This window comes from Roseivivax sp. THAF197b, from assembly GCF_009363255.1.
GTDB lineage: Bacteria > Pseudomonadota > Alphaproteobacteria > Rhodobacterales > Rhodobacteraceae > Roseivivax.
The window spans coordinates 3,726,445-3,741,421 of record NZ_CP045318.1; the positions used below are offsets into that span (position 1 = coordinate 3,726,445).

Here is a 14,977-nt window from a genome sequence, read left to right on the forward strand (position 1 = left end):
CACTCCTCATTTGCCGAGGCAAAAATTCGCGAAGACCTCGTCCAACACATTCTCAACATCAATATGACCGACCAAAGCTTCAAGACGTCGGATCGCAATTCTGACCTCTTCCGCCGCGAGGTCATAGGTCTCAGCCCCCTGCCCCGCAATTTCTGCGGCCACCAGAAGATGCTCAAGCGATTGGCGCATAGCCGCGCGATGGCGTTCGCGTGTAGCCAAGCCCGCCGATCCGGCACGGTCTTTCAAAGCAACCGTGATATCCGAAACGACGCGATCCAGTCCCGCCCCTGTCTTGGCCGAGATCGCATCGACGCGCCCCGTCACATCCGCCTTCGTCCAATAAAGAAGATCACCCTCTCGCGGCTCCATCTCCAGGGCGACTTCATCCTGTCGCAAGAATACGCGCAGATCCGCCTGAGCGGCCCGTTCTCGCGCCCGCGAAATCCCCAAGGATTCAACCAGATCGTCGGTCTCCCTTAGACCGGCCGTGTCGATCAAGGTCACCGCGAGACCGGATAGGTCCATCCTTACCTCGATGACGTCGCGCGTCGTCCCGGCCACTTCAGAGGTGATCGCGGCATCCCGGCCCGCCAGGGCGTTCAACAAGGTTGATTTCCCGACATTCGGCGCGCCGACAATGGCCACCTCGAAACCCAGCCTGACACGTTCCGCTGCTGAAATGCCCGCGATTTCCTGCTCGATCCCGGACGAAACCTCCGACAGAAGCGCGGAGACATCTGCAGAGACATCCTCCGGAACCTCTTCATCCGCAAAATCGATCACGGCCTCCAGCAAGGAGGCCGCCTTGATCAAAGCTGTGCGCCACTTTGCGACCTTCTCTCCGAGCGCTCCGGAAAAGACCCGCAACGCCTGCTGCCGTTGGCCTTCGGTTTCCGCATCGATGAGATCGGAGAGCGCTTCCACCTGCGCGAGGTCCAGACGTCCGTTTTCCAAAGCCCGGCGCGTGAATTCACCGGGTTCCGCCAGTCGCAAACCCGGGATCTGCCCCAAAGCGTCAAGCACCGCGCGCACGATTGAGATCGACCCGTGAAGCTGTAACTCCACTACCGCCTCACCCGTAAAGCTCTGACCTTCGGGAAATACGAGAACCAGGGCCTCATCCAGGTGATCGCCATCCGCATCGGTCAAACGCCGCAACCCGGCGACGCGCGGCTTCGGCAAGCGGCCCGCAAGTTGCGTCCCGGCGGCAATGGCCTCGCGTCCCGAGATACGCACCACGGACACGCCAGCCTTTCCCTCGGCCGTCGCAAGCGCAAAGATCGTATCCATTGCCCTTCTCCCGGACCCCGGATCAGGTGTTCATGGAGTCGAAAAATTCCGAATTTGTCTTGGTCTGCTTGAGCTTCGAGATCAGGAACTCGATCGCATCCGTCGTGCCCATCGGATTGAGGATCCGACGCAGAACGAATGTCTTCTGCAGATCGACCTTCTCGACCAGGAGCTCTTCCTTCCGCGTGCCGGACTTGAGAATGTCCATCGCCGGGAAGACCCGCTTGTCCGCAACCTTCCGGTCCAGAACGATTTCCGAGTTACCCGTGCCCTTGAATTCCTCGAAGATGACTTCGTCCATGCGGCTGCCCGTATCGATCAGCGCGGTCGAAATGATGGTGAGCGACCCGCCCTCTTCGATGTTCCGGGCAGCACCGAAGAACCGCTTCGGCCGCTGCAGCGCGTTTGCATCCACACCACCGGTCAGAACCTTGCCCGACGAGGGCACAACGGTGTTGAAGGCGCGGCCAAGACGCGTGATCGAGTCGAGCAGGATCACCACGTCCCGCTTGTGCTCCACCAACCGCTTCGCCTTCTCGATCACCATCTCGCTGACGGCAACGTGTCGTGTCGCGGGTTCGTCGAAGGTCGAGGAGATCACCTCGCCCTTCACCGACCGCTGCATATCCGTCACTTCTTCCGGACGCTCGTCGATCAGCAGGACGATCAGATAGCATTCCGGGTGGTTCTTCTCGATCGAACTCGCAATGTTCTGCAGCAGAACTGTTTTACCGGTCCGCGGCGGCGCGACGATCAGAGATCGCTGGCCTTTGCCGATCGGAGCAACAAGGTCGATGATCCGGGCGGACCGATCCTTGATCGTCGGATCTTCGACTTCCATCTGCAAACGCTCGTCAGGAAAAAGCGGCGTAAGGTTGTCGAACGCGATCTTGTGGCGCGCCTTTTCCGGATCCTCGAAGTTGATCTGGCTCACATCCATCAGCGCGAAATAGCGCTCATTGTCTTCCGGCGCCTTGATCGGGCCCTCAATCGTATCGCCCGTCCGCAAGGAAAATTTGCGGATCATGTCAGGAGAGACGTAGATGTCATCCGGACCCGGAAGATAATTCGCTTCCGGCGACCGCAGGAACCCGAACCCATCCTGGAGAACCTCCAGAACGCCGTCGCCATAGATGTCCCAACCTTCATCCGCGCGCTCGCGAAGGATCTGGAACATCATCTCGCCCTTGCGCATCGTCGACGCGTTTTCGATCTCGAGCTCTTCGGCGAGGGACAGAAGATCTTTCGGCGATTGCGCCTTCAGGTCGGACAGGTTCAGCTTTTCAAGGTTCATGAATGTAACACCCGCACGCAGGGGCTGCGCGCATTTCTCTCTGCATAGCGATGGGAAAGTCGAACTCCCGGACGGGAGCCAAGGAAGGGCTAAGCGCTTCCCTCTCCGAAGTCAATCTTCTCGAAGAGACCGCGCACTCGGGCCCTCGGACCTGGTTCTCCTTAATAAAAAGACTCTTTTAAGAAAGGTTGATGATTGATTAAGGGCATCCGGTTTCCTGTGGATTATGTATTTCTCCCCGGGTTTTCCACTTGCCCCACGCCTGTGGACGGTTTTGCGGAGGAATACCTCACCCGCGCGGAAAATTCTGTATTTAGTCTAATGATATCAATGCTTTGAAGATTTAATTGATATCCAGTCCCATGTGGATTGCTCGCAGGACGAGAGGGCTTCAGCCGCGATTGGCCCCATTCGTCAGTTTTCCCATGCACAACCCGAACAACAGCTCCGGGAATGTGTAGGAAGCGCGCGCTTCGTCCCCAGCTTGCAACCTGCCGGGATATTTCACAGAACGGTCCGGCGCCGCCTACCGAATATATCCGCTGGATTGTCCACATGAAAAAACCGCTCATCCTCGCCTCGGGATCGCAAATTCGTGCCGACCTTCTGCGCCAGGCGGCCGTACCCTTTCGAATCGAGGTTGCCCGGATCGATGAGGAAGCGATCCGGCAAAGCCTCGCCGCGGAAGAGGCACACCCCCGCGACGTCGCTGACACGCTGGCGGAGATGAAGGCCAGCAAGGTCGCGGGCAAATTGCCAGACGCCTTGGTTCTGGGATGCGATCAGGTCCTGTCGCAGGGGCGGGACGTTCTGGGAAAGCCCGAGAATATCGACGCGGCGCGCGCGCAACTGCGCCGTCTTCGGGGACAGACGCATCATCTCCATTCCGCCGCCGTACTCTATGAGGATGCCCGTCCCGTCTGGCGTCACGTTGGTCAAGTCCGCATGACTATGCGGGCCTTGTCCGACGAATATATCGACGATTATCTGGAGCGGAACTGGGAAAGCGCGCGCCACTCGGTCGGGGCCTACAAGATCGAGGAAGAAGGCGTCCGCCTCTTCGCCCAGATTCACGGCGACCATTTCGCGATCCTGGGTCTGCCGTTGCTCGAATTCCTGAACCACCTGGTGATCAGAGGGGATCTGCCGTCATGACCATGGACCGAATTCCTCTGGCGGGCGTGATCGGCTCCCCGATCGCCCATTCCAAATCCCCACATCTGCATGGTCATTGGCTGCGAAAATACGGCCTTCCGGGGCATTACATCCCGATGGACGTGCCGAGCGAGAGGTTGGAAGAAACACTGCGGCTGTTGCCCGAGCTGGGATTTGTCGGGCTGAACGTGACGATCCCTTACAAGGAAGAGGTCCTGAAGATCGCGGATCTGGTCACAGACCGCGCGACCTTGATCGGGGCGGCAAATACGCTGATCTTCCGCAGTGACGGCAAGATCCATGCGGACAATACAGACGGCTACGGCTTCCTCGAAAACCTGCGGCAAAACGCACCGGATTGGGATCCGAAGGCGGGCCCCGCCGTCGTTCTGGGCGCAGGCGGGGCTGCGCGCGCGATCCTTGCCACGCTTCTGGAAGTGGGTGTGCCGCGGATCATCCTGACGAACCGCACCCGCCATCGTGCCGAGCTTCTGGCCCGAGAACTCGGCACGCGCGTCGATGTCGTCGATTGGGTGCAGGCAGGCAACGTCCTTGAAGACGCGGCAACGCTGGTGAACACGACTTCCCTCGGCATGGCCGGCAAGCCGAAGCTGCGCGTGCCGCTCGACGGGCTGCGGCCCGGCACCCTCGTGACGGATATCGTCTACGCACCGCTCGAAACCGATCTCTTGCGCGCCGCCGCTGCACAGGGCTGCGTGACGGTGGACGGGCTCGGCATGCTTCTTCATCAGGCGGTGCCGGGATTTGAGCGGTGGTTCGGAAAACGCCCCGAGGTCGATGAGGCAACGCGGGCTGCGGTGCTCAGATGACGATCAAGCTCGGCCTTACCGGATCCATCGGCATGGGCAAATCGACCACGGCCGCCCTTTTCGCCGAAGAAGGTGCGGCTGTCTGGGATGCCGATGCGGCTGTACACAGGTTCTATCAAGCAGGCGGCGCTGCCGTCGCGCCCATCGGCGAGGTCTTTCCCGACGCCATCGAAGATGGCGCGGTATCTCGCCGCGCTTTGCGGGACATCATCGCCAAGGATGAGAGCGCATTGAAGACCATCGAAGGCATCGTGCATCCGCTCGTTCGGGCGGACCGGGACGTCTTTGCCGCAAAAACAGAGACTGATATCACCGTTTACGACATTCCCCTGCTCTTCGAGACAGGCGCACAATCGGAGATGGACGCGACGGCCTGCGTCTACGTGCCTTACGGCGAGCAGCGCCGCCGGGTTCTGGAGCGCGGCACAATGTCCGAGGCGGATTTCGAGCGTATCCTCGACAAGCAGATGCCAATCCAGGACAAGCTGGATCGATCGGACTTCACGATACGGACGCCGGATCTTGAGACGGCCCGCGCGGACGTGCAGACTGTCCTCGAAGAGATCAGAAAGCGGCTCTAACCATGCGCGAAATCGTCCTCGACACCGAAACCACCGGGTTCGATCCGGAAAGCGGAGATCGCATAGTCGAGATCGGTGCGGTCGAGCTTTGGAACCACGTCGCCACGGGGCGCACCTATCATCAGTACATCAATCCCGAACGCAGCATGCCGAAAGAGGCCTTCGAGGTGCACGGGCTGGGCGATGACTTCCTGCGCGACAAGCCTGTCTTCTCGCATATCGTGGACGATTTCCTCGCCTTTGTCGGGGATGCGAAGATGGTGATCCATAACGCCGCGTTCGACATGAAATTCCTCAATGCCGAGTTGAAATGGGTCAAGCGCCCTGCCCTGCCTTGGGAACAGGCCGTCGACACGCTGGATATCGCGCGGCGCAAATTTCCGGGCTCGCCTGCCTCGCTCGATGCGCTCTGCCGTCGCTTCAATATCGACAACTCGTCACGCACCTTGCACGGCGCGCTTCTCGACAGTGAAATTCTGGCGGAGGTGTATCTCGAACTGATCGGGGGCAAGCAGCCCGACTTTGCGCTGAGCACCGCGCAGACATCCGGGAGTTCTGCGGGAACAGAGACGGACTGGCGCCCGACGCGGCGATCAACACCCCTGCCCCCGCGGATCACGGACAGCGAAAAGGCGGCTCACGCCGCCTTTGTCGAGAAGCTTGGAGAGGATGCGCTCTGGCGCAAACTCTGAGTTACGCGGTGCCCTGAGGGGCGGCTGCCTGCGCTTGCTGCCGACGCTGCAATTCCGCGCGATAAAGCGCGATGAAATCGATGGTCTCGAGGTTGAGCGGCGGGAAGCCACCGTCGCGGGTGACGTCGGCCACGATCCGGCGCGCGAAGGGGAACAGCATCCGCGGGCATTCGATCAGCAGGAAGGGATGCAACTGCTCATCGGGAATGTTCTCGACCTGAAAGATACCGGCGTAATCCAGTTCCAGCAGAAACAGCGTGTCGCCGCTTTCCTTGGACTTGTTGGTGATGTTCAGCTTCATCACCACTTCGTACTGACCCTCGGTCTGGCGCTTGCGCGCATCGAGGTTCACCTGAACCTGGATGTCAGGCTTGGTTTCGCCCTTCGCACCTTTCTGCGCGAGCACGTTTTCGAAAGACATGTCGCGGATGAATTGCGCGAGAATGTTCATCTTGGGCTGAACGGGCGCCTGGGCTGCGCCGTTCTCGGCCCCGGCATTGTTGGAAGCATCGCTCATGGGCGCGGTCCTTTCAGGGGTGGGTCACAAATGTTGCAGGACGCTTACCAACTGCGCTTGATGACCTCAATGCTTGGTCCATCCGGAGTTGCCGGGATGGGTCGGGCGTTTGGCGGGATCAACCTCGACGTAATCGCCGTCGATCACATCGCCGTCGCGCGGCGGACGCCGTCCGGGATTGACGCCCGCATGCTGCCTGGGATCCCGACGGGGATCGCCCCCCATCTCGAAGCGAGAGACCTTCACATGCTTTCGCGCATAAGCGATGGCCGCGCGGCGGAAGGGCGGCGTCAGCAATGCGAAGCCAACGGCATCGGTGAAAAAGCCCGGTGTCAGCAACAGCGCACCGGCAAACAGGATCATGGCGCCGTGCGCCAGCGGTTCGGTCGGATCGCGCAGGTCATTGAACGACGATCGCAGCTCCGACAGGGCCAGAGCTCCCTGCGAGCGGACGAGACACGTCCCCAGCATCGCGGTCAGCACAACGATCAGAAGCGTCGGCCAGAGACCGATGAAACCGCCGACCTGAATGAATAGCGCGATCTCGATCAGCGGTACGCCGATAAACGCCAGTAGAAGCCACATGGCCAATTCCTTTCCCGGGTTTCCCCGCATCAGTGGACTTGGGGTCCTGCCATGCCTACATAGGAACGCAAAGAGACAGGTTCTACAGGCTCACCCGAGAGGTCCCATGAATTCGCCCATTCTACAGTTACTTGTACTCGCAGGAATTGCGGTTTTCTTGATCCTGCGGCTGAAAAACGTGCTCGGAACGCGTGATGGGTTCGAAAAACCGCCCTCTCAACCGCAGGCGGACCCTGTGCCGGATCGTCGCGGCTTCGAGGTGATCGAGGGTGGTCCTGATCCCGACATCGTCGATCATGTGCCCGAGGGCTCCGCGGCGGCGAACGCGTTGGCGGAGATCAAGAAGATCGAGCCGTCCTTCTCCGTGGGCGAGTTTCTTGGCGGTGCGCGTGGCGCCTACGAGATGATCCTCATGGGCTACGAGAAGGGTGAGATCGAGGATCTGAAGCCGTTTCTTTCGGATGACGTCTATGAAAGCTTCGAGGCGGGCATCGCCCAGCGCGAAGAACAGGGTCTGACGGTCGAGGCGGAATTCGTCGGTGTCCGTGAAACCGTTCTGGAAGAGGCGACGCTCGATCCTAATACGAACGAGGCGGAGCTGACGGTGCGTTATCTTGGCGAGTTGACCTTCGCGGTCTACGATCAGGAGGGCACGCTCGTCGAAGGCAGCCCGACCAAGATCAAGCGCCAAAAGGACGTCTGGACCTATGCACGCCGCATCGGCAGCGACGATCCGAACTGGCAACTCGTCGCAACGAGCGAATGATCCAGCGCCTTCTGGCGATAATTCTGGGGGTGACGCTGATGGCTCCCGACCCGTCAAGCGCAGCGGACGACGGCCCGGTCTACGAGATCCTCGATTTCGATGTGCTTGACGGCTGGGCCGAGGATGATCACGGCGCGGCCTTGACGGCGTTTCTCGAGACGTGCCGCGATCTTAAGGATCCAGACTGGCGCGCCCTGTGTCGTGCGGCGCGTGACGATCCCGACCCTCGCGCGTTCTTCGAGCTTTTCTTCCGCCCCGTCCGTATCACGCATGGCGCGGGCGAAGGCACCGACAAGGCGCTTTTCACCGGATATTTTGAGCCCGAGCTGGATGGTGCGCTGCGTCCCGGCGGCAAGTATCGTTGGCCGGTCTACAAGATGCCTCCCGAAGCGCGTGCGGCGGGCCAATGGCTGACGCGGCGCGATATCCTGACATCCGGTGTCATGGAGGGACGCGGGTTGGAGATTGCCTGGGTCGATGATCCGGTTGAGCTGTTTTTCCTGCAAATTCAGGGCTCTGGCCGTATTCGTCTACCGGATGGCGGCGTTATTCGTGTGGGATACGGGGGATCGAACGGTCAGGAATACCGCTCCATCGGTGTGGAGATGATACGGCGCAATATCCTGCCGGAGCATCGGGTTTCCGCCGAAGTCATCAAGAACTGGGTACGGCAGAACCCGGTTCAGGGGGAAGAGCTGCTGTTTCACAACCCGTCCTATGTCTTTTTCCGGGAAGTCAGCGAAGTCCCGGCGCATAAGGGTCCGCTGGGCGCGATGAACCGCTCAATCACCCCGATGCGGTCGATTGCTGTCGATCCGGCCTACACACCGCTCGGCGCGCCCGTTTGGATCGAAAAGGATGGGCGCGACGCACTGCGCCGCCTGATGATCGCACAGGATACCGGATCGGCGATCAAAGGTGCACAGCGAGCCGATATCTTTGCCGGGACCGGCGCGGATGCGGGCGCATGGGCCGGTACGCTGAAGGATCCGGGGCAGATGTATGTGCTCCTGCCGATCCAGCGAGCCTATGCGCTTCTGCCCGATCCGACCCTATGAGCAGGCGGAAGCTTCGCCCGGACGAGCTTGAGCTTTGGGGCCGGGTCGCGGGCTCTGCGCGAAAGCTGGAAACCCAGGGCAAGCTCGCCAAACCCTCCGGCGCGGCCTATCCGATCAAGGCCCCGAAACCTGCGCCCAGCGCGGTCCCCTCGATAGAGCGGTTCGATCTCGGCCAGCGCGGACCCGCAAAGTCCAACACCTGGAGCCTGCCAGAGACGACCGCATCGCGCCTCTCCCGCGATCCGGTGAAGATGGATGCGAAGGCCTTCACGCGGATGAAACGCGGCAAGCTGAAACCGGAGGCGCGGATCGACCTGCACGGCATGACGTTGGATCGGGCGCATCCTGCCTTGATCGGGTTCATCCATTCAGCGCAATCGCGCGGTCTGCGGCTCGTTCTCGTGATCACCGGGAAAGGTCAGCGCGAGGATCCGTATGACGCAGCACCGCGCCGCCGGGGTGTTTTGAAATCGCAGGTGCCGCAATGGCTCCGCATGCCGCCGATTTCCAACGCTGTGTTGCAGATCAGCGAGGCGCATCAGCGCCATGGTGGTGGCGGTGCCTATTACGTCTATCTACGCCGCTTCCGAAGCTGAGATCAGCGTATCGCGGTACCGCGCAAGACCGACGATCATCACCAGCGACGCCACCAGAAAATAGGCCGCGATCAGAAGATACTGGTCTTCGATCCTGACGCCCGCATCGATCAGGTAGCCGGTCACGCCCGGCCCGATGGCGGTGCCCGACACCATGACGGCCGCTCCCATCGCCTTGATCGCCCCGATATGGCGCGTTCCGTAGAATTCGGCCCAGAATGCAGAGGGCAACGTCGCTTGCGCACCTTGGGTCAGCGCCAGAAGCGTCAAGCCGATCCCGGCATGAAGCGGCGTGGCGGCCCAGGCGAATACAATGAAAGCGGCGATTGAGGGCAAAAGTGCCGTGGGGAAAACGCGGGCGACGCCAAAGCGGTCAATGGCCCAGCCGGAGGCCAACATCGCCCCCGTGGTCGCAATCGTGAAAAGCGGCAGCCACGCCACCAGCTCGATCAGCTCCCAGCCTTTCACCTCCACGTAATGCACTTGCTGGAAGAAAAACGCAGTGCCCCATGCAGGCGGACCCATCAGGGCGGGGATCATCATCCAGAACAGCGGATGGCGCAGCACATCCATCCTGTTCCAGTGGCGTCCGTCCATGCCCAGAACCGCCTGGTTTTGCGCGGACATGGATTGCGGGGTGCGCTCCTTGCGCAGGAACAGGGTCAAAAACGGGATGCCTGCGAAGGCGATTCCTGCGGCGAGGACCCAGAGCACCCGCCAGTCGTAAAGCGCCATGAGCGCCACGAAGATCACCGGCATGACGGCGTTTCCCAAGGTCACGCCGAGGCTCGCAATGCTGAGCGCGCGGCCGCGCGTCGCCACGAACCACCGCGACATTGACGCCAGGGCGATGTGGCTCGTCATGCCTTGCCCGAACAGCCGGAGCACGAAGATCGATACCGGAAGGATGAGCGCCGATCTGTTCCACGCCATCAGCAGGCATGCAAAGGCCAGCGCGATCAGAACGGCCGTCCCGAGCGAGCGGCTGCGAAAGCGGTCGGTCAGTGCGCCCGCCCAGATCATCGTCACAGCGGACAGCAATGTGCCTGCCGCGTAGACCGCGCCCCAATCCCCGTGGCTGAGATCGAATTCCGTGCGAATCTCGCCCGCGAAGATCGAGATGAAGAACGTCTGACCGAAGCTGGACAGGAATGTCAGGATCACCCCCGCGGCAAGCCATGGGGCATTTTCTTTGAGAAAGGTCACGCCTGCCTCGCTGCGTGCGGGGCAACGTGCCCCGACTCATCAATTCATTTCGGTAAAATACCGCGTAATCCGCGCGGCGATTTGGTCCGGTGCCTCTTCATGGGCCAGATGACCGAGCGCGTCCAGTCGTTCCACCTCCGCATGCTTCATGCGGTTGGCCGCCTTGGTTGCGGTCTCCGGTGGCACGGTCCTGTCATTGTTCGCGACCAGAAACAGCGCGCGCGTCTCGAGCTTGGGCAGATCCGCAATCAAACCGGTCAACGTCCATTGCGCCATCATCAAAAGCGCACCTTCGATATGGGTGCGATTGCCCAGGAGACGGGCATAGAGCGCGGCACCGGCATCATCGATTTTCGAGCCTGTTCCATCCAGAAGCTGCCGAGCACGGCTGGGCGCAACAAGTGTCTTGTGGATGAGATCGACGGCGAAGGGCAGGGTGGCAATCGCCCGCGCGGCGGCTGGAAAGACAACCCCCGCAAGCCCGTCAAATGGCTGAAGCGCGGGGTTGATCGCGACAACGGGTGGCTCATCGGGCAGCATCCGTGACAATCGAAGCGCAATGGCGCCGCCCGCCGAATGGCCAACAATACCGCGGACCTGCCAACCCTCCTGATCGCAGAGGTGGTGAAGATCCTGCGCCATGCATTCCAGCGATGATCGTTGCCGCGACCCAAGCCGCGTATAGCCGTGCCCCGGCAGATCGATGGCAATGCAGGTGAATCCGGGGATCGCGGGCAGAACATCGCGCCAGCTATGGGTCGTACCGCCTGCACCATGCAGGAACAGCAGAACCGGGCCCGTCCCTGTGATCTGAACATGCCAATGATGCGGGCGCGCCATCACCATGCGGGAACATTCGGCCAGGGGCCAATCGGCGGGCGGTCCGGTCCGGGCCATCTCAGCCGCGCAAGGCATCGGTGACAGAGCGCGAAATCGACTGCGCATCAGCGCGGGGCAGGGCCATGTAGGTGGCACCCATCTTGGCCGACAGGACCGACAGATCGCCCTTGGGCCGCCGGTTCGTATCAAGCATCAGGGCAGGGAGGCCCATGGCCGCAATCTGGGCTGCGCATTGCGTGGCATCACGCTCCGCAGCCTCCCGTCCGGGACCGGAGAGCCCGACATTCGCGCGCCCATCGGTCAAAACCGCGATGGAGGGGGACAGGCCCTGTCCTTGCGCACGGCGCGCCATCTCGGCGGCCGCCAGAAGACCGGCTGCAAGCGGGGTTCCTCCGCCACCGGGCAGGGCGCCCAGCGCACGTTTGGCTTGAACCAACGACCGGGTCGGCGCGAGCAGGATGTCGGCGCCTTCACCCCGAAAGGCAATCAGCGCCACGTGATCCCGGCTTGCATAGGCGTCGGCAAGCACGGTTTCGACCGCGCCTTTCGCTTCCGCCAATCGCGTCATTGCGGCGGAGCCCGAGGCATCCACCACGAAGATGATCAGCCTGTCAGACCGTTCTTCGTAAACTTTCACGCGGAAGTCACTGGAATTCAGGATGAGACCGGTTCGTTCGGGCTGTGCCGCGCGCCGCATCCCTTGCCAGGGCGCGGCGCTGCGCAGGGTTGCAAACAGATCGAGCCGCGCATCGCAGCCCGGCATTCCTGGTTTCGCGGGCAGGGGACGTCCGCGTCGATTGCTGCGCCTTTTTCGCCCGGCACCTGCGCCCTGAAAGGCGGTCCGCGTCTTCGCCCTGTCGCTCAACGCATGGAGCGCGCCGTCGGGCAGGATTGCGCGGACGGCCTCGATCAGAAGCTCGTCGGGGATGTCGAAGGTATCGCCATCGTCGGGGTCTTGATCGGGGGCAGTCTCGGGCTCCGCCATATCCGTATCGGGCGGTGTCTCGGCGTCGTCCTCGGGCAGCTGGGTTGCGCGATGCGCGTAGACAAGCTCGGCCGCGATGCTCAGATCATCACTCGAAACGGTTTTTCGCCTGTTCAGAGCCGCATTTGCCCGCGCAGCTGCAAGGGCGAGCAGGGGCGGGCGCATCGATGCGATACCAAAGCGCAAAGCGGTAATGGTGAGCGCCGAAATGGCATCGTCTGGAACAGCGATGGTCGGCAGGGCGTCGCGCGCCGCGGCTAGATCCGCCTCCGAAATGGCAAGCTCGGACAATTCCATCGCACGCATGCCATCGAGATCGACCATGAAGGCCAGCCGATCTGTGAGCACATTCGGGGCCGCCTCGTCGTCGATCCCCTCATCCACGAGGATCATCGGCGCGAAGCGGCCCTGATCCAGCTGCTGGGCAAAGCGTGCCGCGCGACCGGGGCGCGTGCGTTCGGCCATGGTCAGAAGCGCAGTGCCGGGCTTCGAAATCAGACCCAGTTTCTGCACGATACGGCCCTTGGATAATGTTTCGGCGATATCCATGCCACCGAACACCGCGTCGTCATCGAGCGTCGGGGCAATCCGAGTGAATGGGGCCAAAGCGTTGGGTGCCGTGGCGAGAAATGCGTCCCGGACCGGGCAGGCGCGGGCCCGCAGATGCAAGCCGCCCAAGCCACCGGGGTCGACCGCGATCAGGGTCAGGGCAAGATGACCCGCCACCCATGTCTCGGTCCGGTCCTGCTTCATGCCAGGATGTCTTCCATCATGCGGGTGACGCGCGCGCTGCTGCCCGCTTCGTCAAGCGGATCACGACGTAGCCGGTGGGATAGCGCCATGGGCGCGACGGTTCTGATATGCGTCCGGGTGATCCGGTCCGAACCCTCGTAGGCGGCTTGCGCCCGTGCCGCGCGCAGGAGGGTCAATTCGCCCCGTAGCCCATCCGATCCGAGGGCGAGGCACAGCTCCGCGCAATCGCGCAAAGCGGCATCTTTCGTCTCTATTCCAGCCAAAGATGCCCGTGCCGCGAGGATCGTGTTGCGAATATTCAGGTCCTCGGCGCGCCATTTCTGCAGGAAGGCTTCGGGGTTCACATCATAGGCCGCACGCCGCCGGATCACGTCGATGCGTTCTTCCACATCCTGCGGGGACCGGACCTCGACCGAGAGACCGAACCGGTCAAGGAGCTGGGGCCGCAACTCGCCTTCCTCGGGATTGCCGGAGCCCACCAGCACGAAACGGGCGTCATGCCGGACCGATAGACCTTCGCGCTCGATCAGGTTTTCGCCGGAGGCAGCGACATCGAGAAGCAGATCGACGATATGATCCTCAAGAAGGTTCACCTCGTCGATATAGAGGTAGCCGCGATTGGCACGGGCCAGCAGTCCCGGCTCATAGGCCTTTTCGCCCCGGGTGATCGCCCGTTCGATATCGAGGGCGCCAACCACGCGGTCTTCCGTCGCCCCCAGTGGTAGGTCGATCACGGGCGTCGGAATTTCGATACTCTCCTCGCCCGCGCCCCGGTCCCATTCGGGCACATCCGTCAGCGTCTCGGCATTGGTCGCACTGCCCTGAACCACGGAGATCGGCGGTAACAGAGCCGCCAATGCGCGAACCGCCGTCGATTTGCCGGTCCCGCGATCCCCGAAGACCAGGACGCCACCGATGCCGGGGTCGATCGCAGTCAGGATCATCGCGGTTTTCATCTGCGTCTGGCCGACAATGGCGGAGAATGGGAACGGATGTTTCATCGTTGTCCCTCCTGAGATGTGATGAATGAGCCCAGGCGAGGGCTTTGCCCATCCCAGGAGCCCTGCTCTCCGGTCACTCGGAAACGGGCATAGAGTTCTTCCTTGAACCACCGACCGGATCGAACCGCATCGATGGCAGCGGCATGGGGGCCGCTCTTGCGGGCAAAGGCGCCCATGCTTTTCGCGTCAGGCCAGATCGAGAAGGTGACCTGGTGCAGAAGCGGCACCTCACCAATCCCGATCTTGAACATCACGTTCGGGTCGGCACCGATCATCCGGCTGATATCCGGCACGCGGTTCCAGAAGCGCGCCGCGATGGCGGGTTTGACCGTTGCGCGCGTCAGCGCCACGAGCGGGCCTTCATGCGTATCGCGCTGGACCTCGAACGGGGCGATGCCGGACCAGGCTCCACGGGTCGAAATGGGAGACAGGAACACGGTCCATTCTTCCGCGGCGCGGGCACGATAGAGCGTCCAGGGCCGGGCGATCTTGATCGCATCGCGGGCCTGTGCGTCGTCATCGAACACCGACAGGATCGCGTAGACGGCGGTATTGGGGATCGGAGTGAAGCCCTCGCCCGTGCCCGAGCCACACAACTTCCAGAAGCTCAAACCCGGCACTTTGCGCATCATGGGGCGCGCAAAAGCCATCATCGCGAGTGCCCAGCTTCTGGCCGAGAGTCCGTCGAAGCGGAAAAGGGTGAGGCTGACGCTCTGCATAAAAGAATCCAAGACTGTCAAGAAAGACTGACATATATATTGCCTTATGAAAAGCTTCTCCGTGTCGCAGACCCCTGAAACACCGAGATTGTAAGAAAAAGTTGACAGT

At 61.8% G+C, this 14,977-nt stretch carries 16 protein-coding genes; 7 read left to right on the plus strand and 9 right to left on the minus strand.

Features of this window, described 5'->3' with window-relative positions:
• Positions 1 to 6: 6 nt before the first annotated feature.
• Positions 7 to 1,290, minus strand: a complete 1,284-nt coding sequence (gene mnmE / locus FIV09_RS17810) for a tRNA uridine-5-carboxymethylaminomethyl(34) synthesis GTPase MnmE (protein ID WP_152452130.1) — start codon at positions 1,288 to 1,290, stop codon at positions 7 to 9.
• Between the two features lie 22 nt (positions 1,291 to 1,312).
• Positions 1,313 to 2,584 carry a transcription termination factor Rho gene (gene rho, locus FIV09_RS17815; RefSeq protein WP_172975764.1) on the minus strand — a complete coding sequence of 424 codons (1,272 nt, stop codon included), beginning with the start codon at positions 2,582 to 2,584 and terminating at the stop codon, positions 1,313 to 1,315.
• A 555-nt stretch (positions 2,585 to 3,139) separates the two neighbouring features.
• Between rho and FIV09_RS17820 the strand changes: the two genes are divergently transcribed.
• Genes FIV09_RS17820 through dnaQ form a run of 4 tightly spaced genes read left to right on the plus strand, consistent with a single transcriptional unit; the run spans position 3,140 to position 5,842 of the window.
• On the plus strand, positions 3,140 to 3,739 hold the full coding sequence (locus FIV09_RS17820) for a nucleoside triphosphate pyrophosphatase (RefSeq protein ID WP_152452132.1): 600 nt from the start codon (positions 3,140 to 3,142) through the stop codon (positions 3,737 to 3,739).
• Positions 3,736 to 4,569, plus strand: a complete 834-nt coding sequence (locus FIV09_RS17825) for a shikimate dehydrogenase (RefSeq protein ID WP_152452134.1) — start codon at positions 3,736 to 3,738, stop codon at positions 4,567 to 4,569. The genes FIV09_RS17820 and FIV09_RS17825 overlap by 4 nt, the downstream gene beginning before the upstream one ends.
• Complete coding sequence (gene coaE, locus FIV09_RS17830) at positions 4,566 to 5,150, plus strand: dephospho-CoA kinase (RefSeq protein WP_152452136.1); 585 nt, start codon at positions 4,566 to 4,568, stop codon at positions 5,148 to 5,150. Before FIV09_RS17825 ends, coaE begins: the two co-directional genes overlap by 4 nt.
• Positions 5,151 to 5,152: 2 nt before the next feature.
• The gene (gene dnaQ, locus FIV09_RS17835; protein WP_152452138.1) at positions 5,153 to 5,842 is read left to right on the plus strand and encodes a DNA polymerase III subunit epsilon; all 690 of its coding nucleotides are present in this window, start codon (positions 5,153 to 5,155) and stop codon (positions 5,840 to 5,842) included.
• 1 nt (position 5,843) lies between these two features.
• Here dnaQ and secB read toward each other — a convergent pair whose 3' ends face one another.
• Positions 5,844 to 6,359 (minus strand): protein-export chaperone SecB, encoded by a 516-nt coding sequence (secB, locus tag FIV09_RS17840; RefSeq protein ID WP_152452140.1) that lies wholly within the window; start codon positions 6,357 to 6,359, stop codon positions 5,844 to 5,846.
• Between the two features lie 66 nt (positions 6,360 to 6,425).
• Positions 6,426 to 6,944, minus strand: coding sequence for an FxsA family protein (locus FIV09_RS17845; protein WP_152452142.1), 519 nt, complete (start codon positions 6,942 to 6,944; stop codon positions 6,426 to 6,428).
• 106 nt (positions 6,945 to 7,050) lie between these two features.
• On the opposite strand from FIV09_RS17845, the gene FIV09_RS17850 reads away from it, so the two are divergent.
• The 3 genes from FIV09_RS17850 to FIV09_RS17860 are packed head-to-tail and all read left to right on the plus strand — an operon-like array spanning position 7,051 to position 9,364.
• Entirely contained in the window at positions 7,051 to 7,710 is a 660-nt protein-coding gene (locus tag FIV09_RS17850; protein WP_152452144.1) for a Tim44/TimA family putative adaptor protein, read from the plus strand.
• On the plus strand, positions 7,707 to 8,768 hold the full coding sequence (locus tag FIV09_RS17855) for a murein transglycosylase A (protein ID WP_152452145.1): 1,062 nt from the start codon (positions 7,707 to 7,709) through the stop codon (positions 8,766 to 8,768). The genes FIV09_RS17850 and FIV09_RS17855 overlap by 4 nt, the downstream gene beginning before the upstream one ends.
• Positions 8,765 to 9,364: a Smr/MutS family protein gene (locus FIV09_RS17860; RefSeq protein WP_152452146.1), complete on the plus strand. Its 600-nt coding sequence runs from the start codon at positions 8,765 to 8,767 to the stop codon at positions 9,362 to 9,364. The genes FIV09_RS17855 and FIV09_RS17860 overlap by 4 nt, the downstream gene beginning before the upstream one ends.
• Here FIV09_RS17860 and FIV09_RS17865 read toward each other — a convergent pair.
• The 5 genes from FIV09_RS17865 to crtA are packed head-to-tail and all read right to left on the minus strand — an operon-like array spanning position 9,344 to position 14,868.
• Positions 9,344 to 10,570: an MFS transporter gene (locus tag FIV09_RS17865; RefSeq protein ID WP_152452147.1), complete on the minus strand. Its 1,227-nt coding sequence runs from the start codon at positions 10,568 to 10,570 to the stop codon at positions 9,344 to 9,346. The two genes, FIV09_RS17860 and FIV09_RS17865, sit on opposite strands and share 21 nt — an antisense overlap.
• Before the next feature lie 39 nt (positions 10,571 to 10,609).
• The gene (gene bchO / locus FIV09_RS17870; RefSeq protein ID WP_152452148.1) at positions 10,610 to 11,467 is read right to left on the minus strand and encodes an alpha/beta fold hydrolase BchO; all 858 of its coding nucleotides are present in this window, start codon (positions 11,465 to 11,467) and stop codon (positions 10,610 to 10,612) included.
• A 1-nt stretch (position 11,468) separates the two neighbouring features.
• A complete protein-coding gene (locus FIV09_RS17875; protein ID WP_152452149.1) occupies positions 11,469 to 13,148 on the minus strand; it encodes a magnesium chelatase subunit D in 1,680 nt (559 codons plus the stop codon).
• Positions 13,145 to 14,149, minus strand: a complete 1,005-nt coding sequence (gene bchI, locus FIV09_RS17880) for a magnesium chelatase ATPase subunit I (protein WP_152452150.1) — start codon at positions 14,147 to 14,149, stop codon at positions 13,145 to 13,147. The genes FIV09_RS17875 and bchI overlap by 4 nt, the downstream gene beginning before the upstream one ends.
• Positions 14,146 to 14,868, minus strand: a complete 723-nt coding sequence (crtA, locus tag FIV09_RS17885) for a spheroidene monooxygenase (protein ID WP_152452151.1) — start codon at positions 14,866 to 14,868, stop codon at positions 14,146 to 14,148. Before crtA ends, bchI begins: the two co-directional genes overlap by 4 nt.
• Positions 14,869 to 14,977: the final 109 nt, after the last annotated feature.